General features: G+C 43.8%; 13 protein-coding genes. 10 read left to right on the top strand and 3 right to left on the bottom strand.

What is annotated here, in order from left to right:
* Positions 1–144 precede the first annotated feature (144 nt).
* Complete coding sequence (locus RIL182_RS13715; RefSeq protein WP_022112018.1) at positions 145–564, top strand: hypothetical protein; 420 nt, start codon at positions 145–147, stop codon at positions 562–564.
* 165 nt (positions 565–729) lie between these two features.
* A complete protein-coding gene (locus RIL182_RS13710; protein WP_172606717.1) occupies positions 730–1,242 on the top strand; it encodes an NUDIX hydrolase in 513 nt (170 codons plus the stop codon).
* On the opposite strand, the gene RIL182_RS13705 is transcribed toward RIL182_RS13710, so the two are convergent.
* Positions 1,239–2,624 (bottom strand): MATE family efflux transporter, encoded by a 1,386-nt coding sequence (locus tag RIL182_RS13705; protein WP_015520320.1) that lies wholly within the window; start codon positions 2,622–2,624, stop codon positions 1,239–1,241. The genes RIL182_RS13710 and RIL182_RS13705 overlap by 4 nt on opposite strands.
* 172 nt (positions 2,625–2,796) lie before the next feature.
* On the opposite strand from RIL182_RS13705, the gene feoB reads away from it, so the two are divergent.
* The 3 genes from feoB to RIL182_RS13690 all read left to right on the top strand — a co-directional run bounded on the left by feoB (position 2,797) and on the right by RIL182_RS13690 (position 7,033).
* Entirely contained in the window at positions 2,797–5,133 is a 2,337-nt protein-coding gene (feoB, locus tag RIL182_RS13700; RefSeq protein WP_006857960.1) for a ferrous iron transport protein B, read from the top strand.
* Between the two features lie 100 nt (positions 5,134–5,233).
* Positions 5,234–5,872 carry a polysaccharide deacetylase family protein gene (locus RIL182_RS13695; RefSeq protein ID WP_006857959.1) on the top strand — a complete coding sequence of 213 codons (639 nt, stop codon included), beginning with the start codon at positions 5,234–5,236 and terminating at the stop codon, positions 5,870–5,872.
* A gap of 207 nt (positions 5,873–6,079) precedes the next feature.
* On the top strand, positions 6,080–7,033 hold the full coding sequence (locus tag RIL182_RS13690; protein ID WP_015520323.1) for a DnaJ C-terminal domain-containing protein: 954 nt from the start codon (positions 6,080–6,082) through the stop codon (positions 7,031–7,033).
* Between the two features lie 66 nt (positions 7,034–7,099).
* Here RIL182_RS13690 and RIL182_RS13685 read toward each other — a convergent pair whose 3' ends face one another.
* On the bottom strand, positions 7,100–8,467 hold the full coding sequence (locus RIL182_RS13685) for a polysaccharide biosynthesis protein (RefSeq protein ID WP_006857957.1): 1,368 nt from the start codon (positions 8,465–8,467) through the stop codon (positions 7,100–7,102).
* Positions 8,468–8,538: 71 nt separating this feature from the next.
* On the opposite strand from RIL182_RS13685, the gene RIL182_RS13680 reads away from it, so the two are divergent.
* The 3 genes from RIL182_RS13680 to RIL182_RS13670 all read left to right on the top strand — a co-directional run bounded on the left by RIL182_RS13680 (position 8,539) and on the right by RIL182_RS13670 (position 11,493).
* Complete coding sequence (locus tag RIL182_RS13680) at positions 8,539–9,699, top strand: cysteine desulfurase family protein (RefSeq protein WP_006857956.1); 1,161 nt, start codon at positions 8,539–8,541, stop codon at positions 9,697–9,699.
* A gap of 113 nt (positions 9,700–9,812) precedes the next feature.
* Positions 9,813–10,490 (top strand): HAD family hydrolase, encoded by a 678-nt coding sequence (locus tag RIL182_RS13675; protein WP_044999257.1) that lies wholly within the window; start codon positions 9,813–9,815, stop codon positions 10,488–10,490.
* 133 nt (positions 10,491–10,623) lie between these two features.
* Positions 10,624–11,493, top strand: coding sequence for a hypothetical protein (locus RIL182_RS13670; protein ID WP_015560359.1), 870 nt, complete (start codon positions 10,624–10,626; stop codon positions 11,491–11,493).
* A 51-nt stretch (positions 11,494–11,544) separates the two neighbouring features.
* On the opposite strand, the gene RIL182_RS13665 is transcribed toward RIL182_RS13670, so the two are convergent.
* On the bottom strand, positions 11,545–13,185 hold the full coding sequence (locus RIL182_RS13665) for an ABC-F family ATP-binding cassette domain-containing protein (protein WP_006857955.1): 1,641 nt from the start codon (positions 13,183–13,185) through the stop codon (positions 11,545–11,547).
* A gap of 327 nt (positions 13,186–13,512) precedes the next feature.
* Here RIL182_RS13665 and RIL182_RS13660 point away from each other — a divergent pair, with 327 nt between their 5' ends.
* Both RIL182_RS13660 and nifJ read left to right on the top strand, forming a co-directional pair.
* Entirely contained in the window at positions 13,513–16,653 is a 3,141-nt protein-coding gene (locus RIL182_RS13660; RefSeq protein ID WP_006857954.1) for a bifunctional diguanylate cyclase/phosphodiesterase, read from the top strand.
* A gap of 162 nt (positions 16,654–16,815) precedes the next feature.
* A complete protein-coding gene (gene nifJ, locus RIL182_RS13655) occupies positions 16,816–20,361 on the top strand; it encodes a pyruvate:ferredoxin (flavodoxin) oxidoreductase (protein ID WP_006857953.1) in 3,546 nt (1,181 codons plus the stop codon).
* Positions 20,362–20,390: the final 29 nt, after the last annotated feature.

The following is a 20,390-nucleotide window of genomic DNA, read 5'->3' as shown; positions in this document are numbered from 1 at the left end:
AACCCCAACGAAGTTATGCGGCTTTCAGCTATTTTGACTCAAAAAAGTTGTTGACATTAACTTGACATAAGAGGGCTGGGGTGCACTCTGCGTAGCACAGAGTCTGCCGGGGTGACACAGGAGGTTTTGGGAAGGGAGACCAGTATGAATATAACATTTATTTTACTGGGGATAATCGGGGTAGTGTATGGGACACTGTTAGTTGGAATCGAATTTCGGAAATGGCGTGCGCGCATCCATTGCAGGGTGCCTGTGGATGCGGTATTTGAGAAAACAGTGACAAAGAAAATGGGCGATCGTGTCAGAACGTATGCGCTGTTTTCCTATCATTATCAGGAAAAAAAATTCCGCCAGTGCACGATGGAGAGGATTACGCGGAAAGAAAAAAAATCGCTGGAAAAAGGAAAAATTTATACGATCCGGATTAATGAGGAGAATCCAAAAAAACTGTGTTATCTGCGGAAAAATTTTCAGATGGAAGATCTGCTGACCTTTATTTTAGGCATGGCGTTCTGGCTGAGTGGTATTTTTTATCTGATCGGTGAATTTGTTTTTTTTAAATAAGTTGCCGAAACCGGATTTTTGTTTATAATAGAGATAAGGGCACTTTGACGTGCTACCGTGTGATAGTAACGGGATATAAAATAACAGATCTGTCTGAGGGACGTGAGGTTTGTTATGATAAAAATATCGAAGCAGCACGAGAAAAATGAAATGAGGAAAATACAGATGACAGAAAAACAGGAATTCTGGGATATTTACAATGAAAAAAAAGAGCGCACCGGCAGAACGATGAAACGGAATGACTGGTGTTTAAAGGATGGCGAATATCATCTAACCGTACTTGGCGTGATAAAAAGAACGGATGGACGTTTCCTGATCACCAAACGCGTTATGACAAAAGCGTGGGCACCGGGCTGCTGGGAGGTTTCCGGCGGTGCTGCGATGGCGGGAGAGGATTCTAAGACTGCAGTACTCCGTGAGATCAGGGAGGAGACCGGACTGGATGTTGCTGCGTGGGATGGCGGATATCTGTTTACCTACCGTAGAGATAATCCGGGAGAAGGGGATAACTATTTTGTGGATGTGTATCGTTTTTCTGCTGATTTTGACGAGTCAGATCTCAAGCTCCAGGAGGAAGAAACAGATGGATATCTGTTTGCTTCCGCTGAGGAGATCAAAAAACTTGGGGAGGAAGGAAAATTCCTTCATTATGACAGCATCAGACAGGCGTTTGTTTAGTCGATAATGTGGTGGTTTAACCATTTCCTTCCGTGGAAGCGTATCGAAAATACGATGGCGCGGAGCGTCCAGTCGGCAAACATACCGATCCAGACTGCAATCGGGCCAAATCCCCAAACACGGCAGAGATAGACACAAAGGCTCACACGGCAGAGCCACATGGTGCAGCAGGAGGTGATCATGGAGAATTTGACATCTCCGGCTGCACGCATGCCGTATGCCGGGATAAAAGATAATACCCAGGAGATCGGTTTGGTAATCGTGATAAAGATGACCATTTTAAAACACAGGTCAGCACTTTCCGCTTCCATGCCGCCTAACAGGGTGATTGGTTTTGTCAGGGCAAGCACAGTAAGACAGCTGATCACGATCGCTGCCTCGGCGAGCCAGGAAAGTTTTTTGATGTAATAAATGACCTCGTCTTTTCTGCCGGCACCGAGACACTGTCCAACCACAGTCATCAGTCCAATGCCGACACCGATTGCGGCGACACCGTTTAGATTTTCGAGGATATTTGTCATTGCCTGTGCAGCGATGGCGACGGTTCCAAGTGTGGAGACCGTAGACTGGATCGCGAGTTTACCGAACTGGAACATACTGTTTTCGATCCCGGACGGGATGCCGATGAACAGTATTTTTTTGATGAGTGAAAAATCAGGACGGATTGCGGCATAATTTTTAATAAAGATCGGTTCCTCTTCACTGCGCAGCTTGTAGATCACGACAACAGCGCAGAAGATGCGGGATACGAGGGTTGAAATTGCGGCACCCTCCACGCCCATCCCGAAAACAAAAATCAAAATAGCATTTCCACCGATGTTTAAGAAATTGGAAATGATGGAAATGATCATTGGTTCCCTGCTGTTATTCTGGGCGCGCATGATCGAGGCCCCGGCATCATACAGTCCGATAAAAGGAAAGGATAACAGGGTAAATAGAAAATAAATTTGAGAATTTGTCATGACATCTGTCTCCACGGCACCGAAAATGGCGTGAAGCAGCGGACCACGGAATAAAAGGCAGATGGCAGACAATGTCACGGAAAAAACGGTCATGACAAAAAGCACCTGTCTGGCCGATTCATTGGCAGCTTTTTTGTTGCTGCTCCCAAGATACTGGGAACACAGGATCGCACCTCCTGCAGCGAGTGCGGAGAGTGCCTGAATGACTAAAATATTGATGGAATCCACGAGGGATACTGCAGAAATGGCGGCAGAGCCGACGTTGCTGACCATCATTGTGTCGGCAGTTCCCATCAGGGAGGAAAGCAGCTGCTCAACGATGATCGGAACCAATAGTTTCCGCAGATCCTGATTGCTGTATAAATGTGCATCAGATGTACTCGTTTTCGTAAAGATCTTATTTTTCACACCAATCTCCATATCTATATGATTTTTTGAAAGACAAATTTCTTCCTTATATATTTTCCGAAGGTTATTCTAGCACCTTAGTCACGGTTTTTCCATAATAATAAAAAAATAATTCTTTGTTTTTTCATGGAAACAGTGTATAATCGATAAAGATTATCAATATCAACACGAAGGATAAAGAAAAATGACGCTAAAAGAATTAGAAATCGGAAAAAGTGCTGTGATTAAAGTAGTCGGGGGAGAAGGGGCATTAAGACAGCATTTTTTAGATATGGGAGTAATACCGGGGGCAGAGGTAACCGTCATTAAATTTGCACCGATGGGAGATCCGATGGAACTGCAGATTCATGGATATGAGCTGACACTGCGGCTTTCGGATGCGGAGCAGATTGAAATTGAACTGATCAGTGAGCGCTCGCGCAGACATGAAGGTGCAAAAAACATCAATCAGTCCGTGCATCCGGGACTCGGAGAAGAGGGGAAATACCATGTGAAGGGAGATGGAAGACCACTGCCGGAGCAGGAAAAACTGACCTATGCACTTGTCGGTAACCAGAATTGTGGAAAAACTACATTGTTTAATCAGTTAACCGGTTCAAACCAGCATATCGGAAATTTCCCGGGAGTGACAGTTGACCGAAAGGACGGGGCGATAAAAGGGCATCCGAATACCTCGGTGACAGATCTTCCGGGTATTTATTCGATGTCGCCATATAGCAGTGAGGAGATCGTTTCGAGGAATTTTGTACTTGATGATAAGCCAAAGGCGATGATCAATATCATTGATGCGACAAACATTGAACGAAATCTATATCTGACCATGCAGCTTTTAGAGATGGATATTCCGATGGTCATCGCATTAAATATGATGGATGAGATGACCGGGAATTCGGGTTCCGTGGATGTCAACGGGATGGAGGCAATGCTTGGAGTGCCGGTCGTACCGATCTCAGCGGCAAAAAATGAAGGTGTGGATGAGCTGGTACGTCATGCGCTTCACATTGCAAAATATCAGGAACGTCCGGGAAGGCAGGATTTTTGTGATGAGAGTGACTTTGGAGGAGCCGTGCACCGCTGTATCCATGCAGTTTCGCATCTGATCGAGGACCATGCAAAAGAGGCACAGATCCCGATCCGTTTTGCAGCATCAAAAATCATTGAGGGAGATCACCTGATCTTAGAAAAACTTCGCCTGGATGAAAACGAAAAAGAAGCGATCGAACATCTGATCGTACAGATGGAAAAAGAGCGCGGACTTGACCGGAGTGCGGCTATTGCCGATATGCGGTTTACATTTATTGAAAAAGTCTGTGAAAAGACGGTGGTGAAACCAAAAGAGAGCAGAGAGCGGATACGAAGTGAGAAGATTGACCGAATTCTGACTGGAAAATATACAGCAATCCCATGTTTTATCGGTATCATGCTGATCGTATTTTATCTGACGTTTCATGTGATAGGCGCCGGACTTCAGAATCTTTTACAGATGGGGATTGATGCGCTGACAGCAGCAGTGGATCAGCTCCTTTCTGCTGCAGGTGTCAATGAAGTGTTGCATGACCTTATAATTGATGGTATTTTTACAGGAGTTGGAAGCATTTTAAGTTTTCTTCCGATCGTTGTGACGCTGTTTTTCTTCCTGTCTCTGATGGAGGACAGTGGATATATTGCCCGTGTTGCATTTTTTATGGATAAGTTATTACGAAAGATCGGACTCTCTGGAAGAAGTATCGTTCCGATGCTGATCGGTTTTGGCTGTACGGTTCCGGCAGTAATGGCGACACGTACACTGCCAAGTGAGCGTGACAGAAAGATGACGATTCTGCTTACACCATTTATGAGCTGTTCGGCAAAACTTCCGATCTATGCGTTTTTCGTCAGCGCATTTTTCCCGGAGTATGGAGCACTTGTGATGTGTGCACTGTATTTAGGCGGAATTGTGATCGGTATTTTGGTGGCACTGCTTTACCGCAAGACACTGTTTCGCGGGGATGCGGTTCCGTTTGTCATGGAACTGCCGAATTACCGTCTGCCGGGGTTAAAAAATGTCATGCAGCTTTTATGGGAAAAAGCAAAAGACTTTTTACAGAAAGCGTTTACGGTTATTTTCCTTGCAACGATCTGTATCTGGTTTTTGCAGAAATTTGATATCCACTTTAATATCGTGGCCGATTCAAAGGACAGCATGCTTGCGCTGATATCGAACGGCCTTGTACCGCTGTTTGCCCCGTTGGGACTGGGGGACTGGCGTATCTGTACATCCCTGATCAGTGGTGTGATGGCAAAGGAGAGTGTGATCTCAACGCTTGAGATTTTATTTGGAGGTAATGTGCAGGCAGCGCTATCTGATGCGGCAGCAGCATCACTTCTGGTATTCAGTCTGCTTTATACACCGTGTGTTGCGGCACTTGCGTCAATCCGCCGTGAACTTGGAAGAAAATGGGTGGCAGGTGTGATCGTATGGCAGTGCCTTGTCGCCTGGGTGGCAGCATTTCTCGTGCACGGGCTTGCTCTGCTTTTCTAAGAAAGTGGATTGCAGTCTGTGTGAGACTGTATTAATATATGGTATAGAAAAGGCGAGAATGAGGCAGTAGTGTGTAAATGGCTCAGAAAAGAGGAGTTGTATGACGGAGAAAAAATTTGTGGCACTGACCTTTGATGACGGACCGACACCGGGAATTACGGATCAGGTATTGGATGTGCTTAAGGAAAACGATATCGTGGCAAGTTTTTTTCTGATTGGACAGAAAATTACAGAGCAGTCGGAGTACCTGATCCGGCGTGCATATGATATGGGGTGTTCAATCGAAAATCACTCCAAAACGCATCCGGGGATGCCGGAACTTAATGACCGGGAGATTTTGGACGAGGTCAGCTATACGACGGAACAGATCGTGCGTATTACGGGAGAAAAACCGGAGTTCTTCCGGCCTCCGTATATCAGTTATAACCAGAAAATGTATGATCTGATTGATCTTACTTTTATCTGCGGATATGGCTGTGAGGACTGGGAGCCTTCTGTGACAGCGAAAGAGCGGGCAGACAGGATCCTTCGGGATGCGAAGCCCGGATTTATTATCTTACTGCATGATATGGAAGGCAATACGCAGACAGTTGAGGCAATAAAGACGATCATTCCTGCTTTAAAAGAACAGGGCTATGAATTTGTCACAGTCAGGGATCTGTTTCGAAAGAGCGGCATTGTTCCACAGAGAAATGTGATCTATATGGGTGCGGATGAAGTGAGAAATAATTATGAATAAAATATTTATAAACTATTAGCACTCTCTATTGACGAGTGCTAAAACAAGTGCTATAGTATGATTGCAATAAAAATAAAAACTAAAATCCCAAACAGGAAAGCGAAGCACATCGCCATGGGAGAGATAGATTACCGGGATGACCGGGGAAAACAGAGAGGCGATGCGTGATGTCTCTCTGTTTTTGTTTTGATTGGAGGTAGTGCGATCATGAAAAGAGATTATTATGAGGTACTTGGAATTGATAAAAATGCGGATGCGTCCGCGATAAAGAAAGCATATCGGAAACTTGCAAAAAAATATCATCCGGATACGAATAAAGACGATCCGAACGCAGAACAGAAGTTTAAGGAAGTCACGGAAGCATATTCTGTGTTAAATGATCCGGAGAAAAAGAAACTTTACGATCAGTACGGAATGGCTGCATTTGAGGAAGGATTCTCGGAGGAGCAGGCAAGGCGTGCTGCAAATGGAGGAGGATTTTCCGGGTTTCATTTTGAAAACGGCGAGGCGGGTGATTTCTGGGACGATATGTTTGGCCAGTTCTTTGGAGGAAACAGCAGGGGTAATGCATCGGGGCATGGCTTTGGCGGAGACAGGTTTTACCGGGAATTTACCGGAGGAAACAGCGGCAGCCACTTTCGCGGAGGGCGCGATGTGGAAGCGGAGGTGACGGTGGATTTTGATGAGGCAGCACTTGGCTGTGAGAAGGTCATAAGATTAAGTGGCAGTGACGGAAAAATCCAGTCATTTAAAGTGCGCATACCGGCGGGCATGGATGACGGGGAACAGTTAAGGCTGAAAGGCAAAGGTCATACCGGTGCTGACGGTACCACCGGCGATCTGTTCTTAAAGATAAAGATCCGTCCAAAGAATGGCTGCGAGCGGAAAGGACTTGATGTTTATACGACCGTTACGATCCCGTATGTGACAGCAGCACTTGGCGGAAAAGCAAGAATCCATACACTCTACGGGGATGTGGACTGCAATATCAAGGGCGGAACGCAGGATGGAAGCAAGATCAGGCTGCGCGGAAAAGGGATCGTTTCCAGAAAGAATCCGTCCATACACGGAGACCAGTATGTGAAAGTACAGATCCAGGTTCCGAAATACTTAAGCCCGGAGGCAAAGAAAAAATTACAGGAATACAGCATGATGTGTTAAAGAAAACAGCTGTTAGTCCGACATATGGTTTGACAAAAATGCCGCACGGTTTACCAGACTGTGCGGTTATTTTTGTGTCTTTATATTATTCCTGCCGAATGTGTATCCGGCGGTTTTCCTTAAAAGTATAAAGATGGACAACAGTGCCGTGACCGCCTGACTGACAAGGATTCCCCAAAGATAGCTTCTGATTCCCCAGACCGGGACAGCGAGCAGGACAAACAGGATCCGGATCGTGCAGGAGACCAGGTTTAATTCAAAGGTGATGCCGGGATGACCAAGCCCATGCAGGATACTGCTTAAGGTAGAACTGAGATACAGAAACGGACAGAGCCAGCCGAGCGTTGCGATAAAGGTCCCGACAAGCGCATTGTTAAATAAAAAATTGCCGAGAAAATTTCCGGTGACAAGAAATCCCGCGGTCGAGAGAAAGCCAAGTAAAAGGCAGGACTCGATCGTTTTTTTTATGGTGTAGAGGATCTTATTTCTTTTCCCGGCGGCCTGTGCCTCTGATATCGTCGGGAGCAGAAGAACAGACACGGAGTTTGTGATCACGGACGGAAACATGATGACAGACATTGCCATTCCGGTGAGAATCCCATAAACACTGAGTGCTTCCGACTGGGTATAGCCGAAAGCTAACAGGCGGTTTGGCAGCATGACATTTTCAAACCCTGCAAATAAATTTAGAACGATCCTGTTTGAGGTTAAGGGAACTGCCATGGAGAGCAGATTTTTGGTGCAGGTATAGAGATTTTTCCTGCTTTTGCCGGGGGTGCGCCGGTTTCCATCGGAGATCCGGAAAACACTGACCGATACCAGTGTGCTCGCCGCCTCGCCGCAGACGATTCCCCAGACGACCATGGAAAGCGTTAAAGATTTTCCTTGGCTGACGGCGATCTGGTACATCAGGTAAACGCTTCCAACGCGGGCGAACTGTTCGGTCAACTGGCAGAGTGAAGGGACAGCCGTTTTTTTCAGACCATAATAATAACCGTTGATACAGGCATGGATACAGCATGGGATAAAGGAAAAGGAGAGCACAGCAAGGAGCGGCGTGCACCGCTTATCACCAAGCCAGGAAACAGCAATAAAATCCGCATAATGATAGAGAAAAAAGCTGCAGAGTGTGGAAAGGCATAAGGAGATAAAAAGCCCGATCGAAAGATAGGTTTTGGCACCGGCATCATTTTTTCTTCCAACTTCCATGGAAACGAATTTGGATATGGAGGTCTGGATCCCTGCAGCGGTAAATGCAAAACAGATGGCGGTTACAGGAGCGATGAGCTGATAAATGCCGAGACCTTCTGCACCAATGGTACGCGATAAGAATATCCTATAGAAGAAACCTATAATGCGGGTGAGGATTCCGGCGAGGGTGAGAAAGAGGGTTCCGGTTAAAAGCGTACTTTTGGTGGAATATAATTTTTTCAATAGAAACCTCCAAAGTCTGCCGGAAAATCCGGACTTAGTTCATTTTAATATATGAAGGAAGTGGAGAGAAAATGAGTTCGATTGAAAATAAAGGAAAGGTAATTTATTTAGATAATGCCGCGACAACAAAGATGTCAGAGGAAGTAAAAGAGGCGATGGATCCGTATCTGGAAGAAAAATTTGGAAACGCATCCACAATGTATGGATATGGGGAAACATCAAGACAGGCGTTAGAAAAGGCAAGGAAAACAATTGCCGGTACACTGGAGGCAAAACCGTCAGAAATTTTTTTTACATCCGGTGGTTCGGAGTCGGACAACTGGGCAGTAAAATGTATTGCAGGAGAGTATAAGCACAAGGGAAAACACATCATTACAAGCAAAATAGAACATCATGCAATCTTAAATTCCTGTAAATATTTAGAGGAACTAGGATATGAAGTGACCTATCTGGACGTGGATGAATATGGAATGGTATCACCGGAAGCAGTATATCGTGCAATCCGGGAGGATACGACACTGATTACGATCATGTTTGGAAATAATGAGGTGGGGACGATCGAACCGGTTTTTTCTATCGGCAAAATCGCGCGGGAAAAGGATGTACTGTTTCACACGGATGCCGTGCAGGCATATGCGCAGGTGCCAATCTCAGTGCGTCATTATCCGGTGGATCTTTTGAGTGCGAGTGCCCATAAATTTCACGGGCCAAAAGGTGTTGGGTTTTTATATATCAGGGAAGGCGTGCAGATCCCATCCTTTATCCACGGTGGTTCACAGGAAAAAGGAAAACGTGCCGGAACGGAGAATATTGCCGGGATCGTCGGGATGGGGAAGGCGGCGGAGCTTGCTGCGAAAGGTATGCGGGCCGGAATGTACCGGGAGACGATGCTGCGTAATTATCTGATCGAAAAGATCGTGCATGAGATTCCGGATGTCCGTGTCAACGGTCACAGGACGAAAAGACTTCCCGGAAATGTATCTGTCAGTTTCAAGGGAGTGGACGGGGCATCTTTGCTGATCCTTTTAGATGAGGATGGGATCTGTGCCTCCGGGGGTTCTGCATGTAATACAGGTGAAAGCAGGATTTCTTATGTGATAAAAGAACTTGGGGTGCCGGAGGATTATGCAGCAGGAACGGTCAGGATGACACTCAGCAGAGATACGGGTCGGTCGGATATCGATGCGGCGGTAGAGTCCTTGAAACGCAATATCGATAGACTGAGAGACTAAAAAATAAGACTTTTCACATGTACGAATGGAGATTAAAATGAAAATGTAAAAAAACGGACAGAAAAGAGCTGTGTATGTTACAATAGAACAAACAAAAGAGGATGGAGAGCAGAATGAGACCGGAATATATTTTTATGGATCTGGATGGAACGATTTCAGATCCGAAAGAGGGAATCACAAAGGCGGTGGCACATGCACTTTCGTATTATGGAATCCAGGTTGAAAATTTAGATACATTAGAGAAGTTTATTGGACCACCGCTTCTGGATTCTTTTCAGGATTTTTATGGATTTTCAGAGGAACAGAGCCGGGAGGCAGTCGGAAAATACAGGGAATATTTCGGCAGCCAGGGGCTTTTTGAAAATGTTTTGTACGACGGAATGAAAGAATTGCTTGCAGCAGTTGTTTCACACGGAAAAAAGATCGCGATTGCCACATCGAAGCCGGAAGTATATACTGTACAGATCCTTAAGTATTTTGAAATTGAGCAATATTTTTATTTTGTTGCAGGAAGTACATTAGACGGCAGCAGAAGTAAAAAAGGTGATGTGATCCGCTACGCCCTGGATTCACTTAAAATCACTGCTGATCAGGCAGTAATGGTGGGAGACAGAAAACATGATGTGATTGGTGCAAAAGAAAATGGCATGTATGTGATCGGTGTTTTGTATGGCTATGGTGACAGAATGGAACTTGAAACTGCCGGGGCAGACTGTATTGTTGCGGATGTGAATGAATTGAAAGTAAAATTAGCTAAAATCACAACTAAATATATGGGAAAATGGTACTGAATCATATAAAAGAACTTGACGGCAGCAGAGTACTGTGGTAAAATGAAAATGATTATTTACAAAACAAGGAGGAAAATCCTCTGCTCCTGCAAAGGCAGTCGCATTTTGCTCCGCAAAACAAGGAGGATTGGTTATGAAAACCAGAAAAACATTTTTTCACAGAGCTGTTTGCATGTTTTTGACAGCAGTTATGGCAGTTACGTTATTTACAGTGGCAGCTCCGACAGAAGCACAGGCAGCCGGACTTTCTTTTAAAGGGAATGGAAAGTCTACAGTTACAATTAAAGATACACAGTGTTATAGCGGACGGAATTTGAAGGTAAATTATATCAAATTCAAACCATCCGTGACTGGTACGGTAACTTTAAAGTTTGACTGCAGTTCTTCTTATTACAATAATTCCCAGGGGTATGTTACATTTTGCAATAAAAATAAAAAGACGATCGGTCAGAAAAATGAAATCTGGAGAAATGATTATGCCGGCAAGATTTACAATACCACAACGTATGGTGTAAAGAAGAATACTACATATTATTTTGCAGTGCAGTGTAATGCAGGTACAAAAATCACAGCTACTGTAAAAGCTATTAAAGATTCATCTGCAAGTTCAAAATCAAAAGCAAAAACACTTTCAAAAGGAAAGAAAGTGACAGGTGTTATTGCATACGGTGACAGTAAGGCAGACTGGTATAAAATCAAACTGACTAAGAGTGCTAAATTGAATCTGTATTATCTCGCAAACACAAATGGAACAAATGAAAAAAATGGTTTTAAGATAACTTTCTATAATAAAGATGGAAAAGTATTTTCTGGTAAAAACAATGGAAAAAAAGTTTCTGCTATTTCAAAAGTTACCAGATTATATCCGGAAGATGGATGGTATATCAGTTTGGCAAATGGTGGAACAAAATTTGATCTGCCGTCTGGTACATACTACATCAAGGTAGAGCGTATGAGCAAAGCGTCATCTGGTTCTTATACATTAAAATGGACCACATTTTAGGAAAAATTAAAAACAGCACTGCCAGATCTTATTCTGGTCAGTGCTATTTTTTTAGTTATCGTTCTCATCGTCAGAAGACATATTATATACCTGACGTTTTCTTGCCATCTCATCATTTTCAAGATACTCATCGTAAGTAGAAACTTTATCGATGAATGTTCCGTCCGGCAGGAACTCGATGATCCTGTTTGCAGTTGTCTGAACGACCTGATGGTCACGGGAAGCAAAAAGTACAACACCCGGGAATTTGATCAGTCCGTTGTTTAATGCGGTGATAGATTCCATATCCAGATGGTCAGTCGGCTCATCTAAGATCAGGACGTTCGTAGCCATGATCATCATGCGGGAGAGCAGTACACGCACCTTCTCACCACCGGAGAGAACACGCATCTTTTTCGTTCCGTCTTCGCCTGCGAAAAGCATACGGCCAAGGAATCCACGTACATAAGTTGCATCTTTGATTTCGGAGTATTGTGTCAGCCAGTCAACGATCAGAAGATCGGTATCAAAGATCTCTGTGTTATCTTTCGGGAAATAGGACTGGCTTGTGGTAACACCCCATTTGTAAGAACCGGAATCCGGCTCCATTTCACCGGTCAGGATCTTAAATAGTGTTGTTTTTGCAAGCTCGTTGCCGCCGACAAAGGCGATCTTGTCATCGTGTCCAACGATAAAAGATACATTATCAAGAACTTTAACACCATCGATGGTTTTTGTGATGCCTTCTACCGACAAAACCTCATTACCGATCTCACGGCTCGGACGGAAATCGATGTATGGATATTTACGGCTGGAAGGACGGATCTCATCTAACTGGATCTTCTCTAAAGCACGTTTTCTGGAAGTAGCCTGTTTGGATTTGGAAGCGTTTGCAGAGAAACGGGAGATAAAGTCCTGTAACTCTTTGATTTTTTCTTCTTTCTTCTTGTTGGCTTCTTTCATCTGTTTTACAAGAAGCTGGCTGGACTCATACCAGAAATCGTAGTTACCTGCATACAGCTGGATCTTGCCGTAATCAATATCTGCAATATTGGTGCAGACTTTGTTTAAGAAATAACGGTCATGGGATACCACGATGACTGTATTTTCGAAGTTGATCAAAAACTCCTCTAACCAGTTGATCGCATCGAGATCTAAGTGGTTGGTCGGCTCATCTAAAAGAAGGATATCCGGATTACCGAACAATGCCTGTGCGAGTAAGACCTTGACTTTTAAAGGACCAGGCATATCGCCCATCTGTGTATAATGTTCTTCGGTCGGAATACCAAGACCGTTGAGAAGTGTTGCAGCGTCAGATTCTGCATTCCATCCGTCCATATCGGCAAACTCTGCTTCAAGTTCACTCGCACGGATACCATCCTCATCCGTAAAGTCTTCTTTCATGTAAATGGCATCTTTTTCTTTCATGATGTCATAGAGGCGTTTGTTACCCATGATGACAGTATCGAGAACCGTATATTCATCATATTTGAAGTGATCCTGCTGCAGGAAAGAAAGACGCTGGCCGGGTGTGATCGTAACGTCACCTCCGGTTGGTTCTAACTGACCGGATAAAATTTTTAAAAAGGTGGACTTTCCGGCACCGTTTGCACCGATAAGACCGTAACAGTTTCCCTCAGTAAACTTAATATTGACGTCCTCGAACAGGGCTTTTTTGCCGATCCGAAGCGTAACGTTATTTGCACTGATCATAGTTGTTATTCTCCTGATTTGTTAATATTGATTGTGCGGATGCTGTTGCAAACCGCCATTATACCGTAATTGCACCAATTCGTATCATACTAGAAAAGTGGGGAGATTGCAACCGAAACTTCCTATTTTTATGGGAAAACACCAAGTTTTGGAAATTACATGGATTTTGGAAGAAGGATGATATATAATGAACGCAAGAGAGTCAACATGCCTGCATGATTGACGAACGGTGAATGGGATCATGTGCTGGTTCTGCGCATGATATAATGAACGCAAGAGAGTCAACATGCTTGAAAACAGGTTTTTACATACGCGAATGGAGAAAAAATGGAGAAGGAAAATAGAAAGGGACTGATCTATGAGTTTCCGATGGGGGTTGCAGTATTAAAAGGTGGACATTCATTGCAGATCGATATCGCAAATGCGGAGTTTATGAAGGCGATAGGACATGGGGAACAGGCGGAACCGGACAGGAACCGTGACTTTTACGACTGTGTTTATCTGCAGGATGCAGGTGCCTTTGAAGACATGATTGAAAAATGCCGGGAACAGAAAAGGGCGGAAGAGATCGAGGTAAGAATTATTTCAGGGCAGGGGCAGATCTGCTGGGTAAAATTCTGGTGCAGTATCTATTATTATAAGGATGCCGTGCCGTATTACCTTTTGATCTGTAAGAATACCAATGACAGGAAAGAACTGGAAGATGAGCTGCTTTTATTAAATGAACAGTATTCCATGTTAGAGGAAGTGACGGATGATGTACCTTTTGAGTACGATGTGAAAGGAAAAAGATTCCGGATTCCGCACAAATACCATATCAATGGACGTCTGCAAAAAGATGATCAGGATTATATGGAAATTGAAAAGTGGCTTGCTTTTATCCATAAAGATGAACAGACGTTATACCGGGAAGTGATTCAGAATGCATCCGAAAGGGAGATGTCAGGTTCATTTGACTACCGGATGAATACAGCCCTTGGAGGAGGAATACCACAATATTGCTGGTACCGGACCGTGTACCGGAGTATCCGGGGCACAAACGGAAAAATTTTAAAGATCATTGGAAGAAGTTATGATATCAGTTCTGACAGAAAGATACAGGAGCAGCTTTCCGAAGAGATGCGCAGAGATCCGCTGACGCATCTTTACAATAAAGTTGCAACCGGTGAGGAAGCGGAGAGAATACTGAAGGAGTATCCGGAAGGAACACATGTATTGTTTCTGATCGATATCGATAATTTTAAAAGTATTAATGATACGTTCGGACATACGGTGGGGGATACGGTGATTTCAGATATTGCTTCGGCTTTAGAAGAACAGTTTCCGGATCATAAACTGGTGGGAAGAGTCGGCGGGGATGAATTTCTTGTACTGATGGATAATACGACTTTAAAACAGGCGGAACAAAAGGCAAAAGAACTCTGCAGACATGGAGAAAAAAAACTGGTCGGGGATGATGCGGTCATACATGTGACGATGAGTGTGGGACTTGCGGTGTCCGGGCAGGATGGAAATTGTTATACAGAGCTGTTTGACCAGGCAGACCGTGCAATGTACGCGATCAAACGTAGTGGAAAAAGCAATTATGCATTTGCGGGGAAAAATAAGACAGTTCATATGAAACGCAATATTGATACCTGTGGGAAAGATGTAGATTATGAAAAAAAGCAGGGGATGGACAAAGAATTTTTAAATACGGCATTTCTGCTTTTATCTCATGCGAGAGATATGAATGGTTCCCTGAATGTGCTGCTTGAAAGAATCGGCAGGCGGTATCATCTGGATATGGTGGCAGTTTTTGAATATGATGAAAAAATTTCGCAGATGACGCTGACCAATTACTGGAGTACATTTGGACAGATTTATGAAAAAAATGTTATAAAGCCGATTCGTACCGAAGTTGTGGAAGCGGGCAGCGGAGATTTTGTCATACTGAATGATACGGATGAAACACACTATAAAAGATTGTCGTTTGAAAACTGGAATACAGGAGAAAACCGTATCACGCAGATTGCAGTAGCAAAATTTGAATATTCCGGCAGCAAGACAGGAGGATTGTATTTTGGTGTGCAAAACAGACAGAATTATTTTGAGAGTGCGGACAGAACAACGTTTTGTGAACTTGCCAGAGTAACATCCGTTTTTGTATCACTGCGCAATAAGTTAAGGGATGATCAGAAAGAAATCCGTCATCTGCAGGATCGTGACCAGCTTACCGGACTGTACAATTTAGAGGCGTTTAAATATAGACTGAAAAATATTTTAGCAGAAGCAAAACAGGGGCAGGAACACTATGCTCTCGTCCATATAGATATTGATAAGTTTTCATATGTAAATGAAAACTACGGACAACAGACCGGAGATGCCATCTTAAAAGATTTTGCTGGGGGTATACAGACAAATGAAAGAGTGCTTTTGGCATGCCGGATGTATTCTGACTATTTTATCCTCCTTTTAAAAGGAAAAGATCAGAGTGAAATAGAAAAACTCGTTGCATGGAGCACAGAACATTACGAGGAAAAATTAAAAAAACGCTATCCTTCCGGCACGCTGAGACTTTCGGTAGGAATTTGTCATATTGAAAATCTGAATGAAAAATTTGATACGATATTGGAGAGCGCAAATCTGGCGCGTAAACTGGTAAAAGAACAGGGTGGCTCCGGAATCTGTGTATATAGGGAAGAAATGCGAGCGAAACGCGATGATGCGATCCAGATTACAGGACGTTTTTATGGTGCCATGCAGCAAGGGGAACTTGAAGTTTATCTGCAGCCGAAATTTAATCTGGAAGAACGTAAAATATATGGGGCAGAAGCATTAGCAAGATGGCGTACAAAGACCGGTGAGATGATCATGCCGGGAAGATTTGTACCTCCGCTTGAGAACATCGGATATGTGGTGGATCTTGATTTTTACATTTATGAGCAGCTTCTGCGTGCGATGAAAAGATGGAAAAAGGCAGGAAAAGAACTGTTTACGATATCTACCAATTTTTCGAGACGCAACTTTGAAAGCGGTGGAAAAAATTTTGCCGGACGCTTAAAACGCATGGCGGATCATTATGGAATCGATCCGAAGTATATTGAGGTGGAAGTTACGGAGAGCGTTGTGGTAGAAAATGTAGATGAGTTAAAAAGGGTGCTTTCAGAACTTGAAAAATTCGGTTTCCGCATTGCGATCGATGATTTTGGAACAGGATACTCCTCGCTTGGCGTGCTGCTTGAGATACCGGCGGATGTGGTGAAAATCGATAAAAGTTTTACCGACCGCATTAATTTAAAAGAACAGCGGAATTTTGTTTCACAGATGGGAAACTTTATCCACTCTGCAAAAGAAGAAGTGATATTTGAAGGGATTGAAACGGAAGAGCAGCTTCAGTTTTTGCGTGGCTGTGGATTTTTGTACGGACAGGGATATTTATTTGACAGACCGATTCCACTGGAAGAATTTGAAAGAAAATATATGTGAGATTGCACTTGTTTTTGTACAGTCAAAGACCTTTTCTTTTGGTGAATTCTATGCTAAAATATGACTCAAGTCGATAAATTGTATCATTTTGTGCTTTTCACACAGGAGTATGGGGTGATGCAGTATCACATTTATTTTTTCAAAAATAAGGAGGAATAAGTAATGTCCAGAGCAAAACAGTCAATGGACGGTAATACAGCCGCAGCTCATGTAGCTTATGCGTTTACTGATGTTGCAGCTATTTACCCAATTACACCATCCAGCCCGATGGCAGATACCGTAGATCAGTGGTCTGCAGCAGGACAGGAGAACATTTTTGGTAATCAGGTAAAAGTCGTAGAGATGGAGTCTGAGGCAGGTGCTGCAGGTGCCGTTCACGGTTCTCTTGCTGCAGGTGCTTTAACAACTACATTTACAGCTTCACAGGGTCTTTTATTAATGATCCCGAATATGTACAAAATCGCAGGTGAGCAGCTTCCATGTGTATTCGATGTATCTGCACGTACAGTTGCTACACAGTCTTTAAATATTTTTGGTGATCACAGTGACGTATATGCCTGCCGTCAGACAGGTTTCGCTATGTTATGTGAGACCAACCCACAGGAAGTTATGGACTTAAGCCCGGTTGCACATCTTGCAACAATCGAAGGAAAAGTTCCATTCATCAACTTCTTCGATGGTTTCCGTACATCCCACGAGATCCAGAAGATCGAGAAATGGGATTACGCTGACTTAAAAGAAATGTGCAACATGGACGCAGTTGAAGCATTCCGTGCACATGCATTAAATCCGGAGCATCCGGCTATGCGTGGTTCTCATGAGAACGGAGACGTTTTCTTCCAGCATCGTGAGGCTTGTAACACAGCTTACAACGAGTTACCGGCAATCGTTGAAAAATACATGGCTAAGATCAACGAGAAATTAGGAACAAACTACGATTTATTCAACTACTACGGAGCAGAAGATGCTGACCGTGTTATCGTAGCTATGGGTTCTGTTAATGATGTAGCTGAAGAGGTAATTGATTACTTAACAGCTAAGGGCGAGAAAGTCGGTCTTATCAAAGTTCGTTTATATCGTCCATGGGTATCTGAGGCATTCTTAAAAGTTCTTCCTAAGACAGCTAAGAAAGTTGCTGTTCTTGACAGAACAAAAGAGCCAGGTGCACTCGGTGATCCGTTATACTTAGACGTAGCAACCACACTTCGTGAGGCAGGTCTTGATACAATCGTATTAACAGGCGGCCGTTACGGATTAGGTTCTAAAGATACACCACCTTCAAGCTTATTCGCAGTATACAAAGAGTTAGAGAAAGATGCTCCAAAGAGCAGATTTACTATCGGTATCGTTGATGATGTTACAAACTTAAGCTTACCGGAAGTAAAACCGGCTCCAATCACTGCAGCAGAAGGTACAGTTGAGTGTAAATTCTGGGGTCTCGGCGGAGATGGTACTGTAGGTGCTAACAAGAACTCTACCAAGATCATCGGTGACCACACAGATAAATACATCCAGGCATACTTCCAGTATGACTCTAAGAAAACTGGTGGTATCACAATTTCTCACTTAAGATTTGGTGACAAGCCAATCAGAAGCCCGTATTACATCAATCAGGCTGACTTCGTAGCATGCCACAACCCATCTTATGTAACAAAAGGATTCAAGATGGTACAGGATGTAAAACCAGGCGGAGTATTCATGATCAACTGCCAGTGGTCAGATGAAGAATTAGAGCATCATTTAAATGCTGCTGCTAAGAAATACATCGCTGACAACAACATTCAGTTATACACCATCAACGCTATCGATAAAGCTATCGAGATCGGTATGGGTAAACGTACAAACACAATCTTACAGTCCGCATTCTTCAAATTAGCAAACGTAATGCCAATCGAAGAGGCTGTAGATTTCATGAAACAGGCTGCTAAGAAATCCTATGGTAAGAAGGGTGATGCAGTCGTAGAGATGAACTACAAAGCAATCGACGCTGGTGTTGATGCAGTTCATAAAGTAGAGGTTCCGGCTTCCTGGTCTAACCCGGCAGCAGATCCGGCTCCTAAGAAATTAACAGGTCGTCCAGAGACAGTTAAGATGGTAGAAGATTTAATGAACCCGATCTCCTTAATGGATGGTGATTCATTACCAGTTTCTGCATTCATGGGCAACCCTGATGGACAGTTCGAGCATGGTGCAGCAGCATACGAGAAACGTGGTACAGCTGTAACAGTTCCTACATGGAATGCAGAGAAATGTATCCAGTGTAACCAGTGTGCATTTGTATGTTCTCATGCAACAATCCGTCCGTTCATGTTAAGTGAGGATGAAGTAAAAGCAGCTCCTTCCAATATCAAAGTTGCTGATACAAAACCAAAGGCAAGCGAGTACAAATACACAATGAGCGTATCTCCATTAGACTGTATGGGATGCGGCGAGTGTATCACAGTATGTCCGGTTGGTGCTATCGAGATGGTTCCACAGGAATCTCAGGCAGACGAGCAGCCAGTATTCGATTACTTAGTTGCTAACGTAAGCAAGAAACCTGGTATGCCAGCAGACAACACTGTAAAAGGTTCTCAGTTCAACCAGCCATTACTTGAGTTCTCAGGTTCTTGTGCAGGATGTGCAGAGACATCATACGCTCGTTTAATTACTCAGTTATTTGGTGAGCATATGTACATCTCCAACGCAACAGGATGTTCCTCTATCTGGGGTGGTCCGGCTGCTACATCACCATATACAGTAAACAAAGACAGCAAAAAAGGACCGGCCTGGGCTAACTCCTTATTCGAGGATAACGCTGAGCATGGTTTAGGTATGCAGATCGGTCAGGAAGTATTACGTGATCAGGCTATCGCAAGCGCTGAGAAATGTGCTGCTTCTGACAAAGCAAGCGCTGAGTTAAAGGCTGCATTTGATAAATTCGTTGAGACAAAGAACGATACAAAAGCAAATACACCTGCAACAGAAGCTCTTGTAGCAGAGTTAGAGAAAGCTGCAGCAGCTGGATGCCCAGACGCTAAGGCAGCTCTTGATAAGAAAGATTACCTCGCTAAGAAGTCCGTATGGATCTTCGGTGGTGATGGTTGGGCATATGATATCGGATTCGGTGGATTAGACCATGTTCTTGCTTCCGGACATAATGTAAACGTTATGGTATTCGATACTGAGATGTACTCCAATACAGGTGGTCAGGCTTCTAAAGCTTCCAACATCGGTGAAGTTTGTCAGTTCGCTGCTGCTGGTAAAGATATCGGCAAGAAGAGCCTTGCAGAGATCGCTATGAGCTATGGCTATGTATATGTAGCACAGATCGCTCTTGGTGCAAACATGGCTCAGGCTGTTAAAGTATTAGCTGAAGCAGAGGCTTACAACGGACCTTCTTTAATCATCGGTTATGCTCCATGTGAGTTACACGGTGTTAAAGGTGGAATGAACCACTGCCAGGATGAGATGAAGAAAGCAGTAGCTGCTGGTTACTGGAACTTATTCTCCTTCAATCCTGCACTCAAAGCAGAAGGAAAGAACCCATTCACACTGACATCTAAGCCAGGTGATGGTTCTTACCAGGATTTCCTGAACAACGAAACACGTTACAGCCGTCTGACAAGATCCTTCCCAGAGAGAGCACAGAAACTCTTTGCTGCATCTGAGGAAGCTGCAAAGGCTCGTTATGAGCACTTACAGAGACTGGTTGAGCTTTACAAATAAGCTGCAGATCTTGTCTGAATTGATGTAAA

Origin of the sequence: Roseburia intestinalis L1-82 (genome assembly GCF_900537995.1) — a bacterium.
Classification (GTDB): Bacteria; Bacillota; Clostridia; order Lachnospirales; family Lachnospiraceae; genus Roseburia; species Roseburia intestinalis.
The sequence above is the reverse complement of the archived record's forward strand: the minus strand, read 5'-3'. Positions and strand labels throughout refer to the sequence as shown.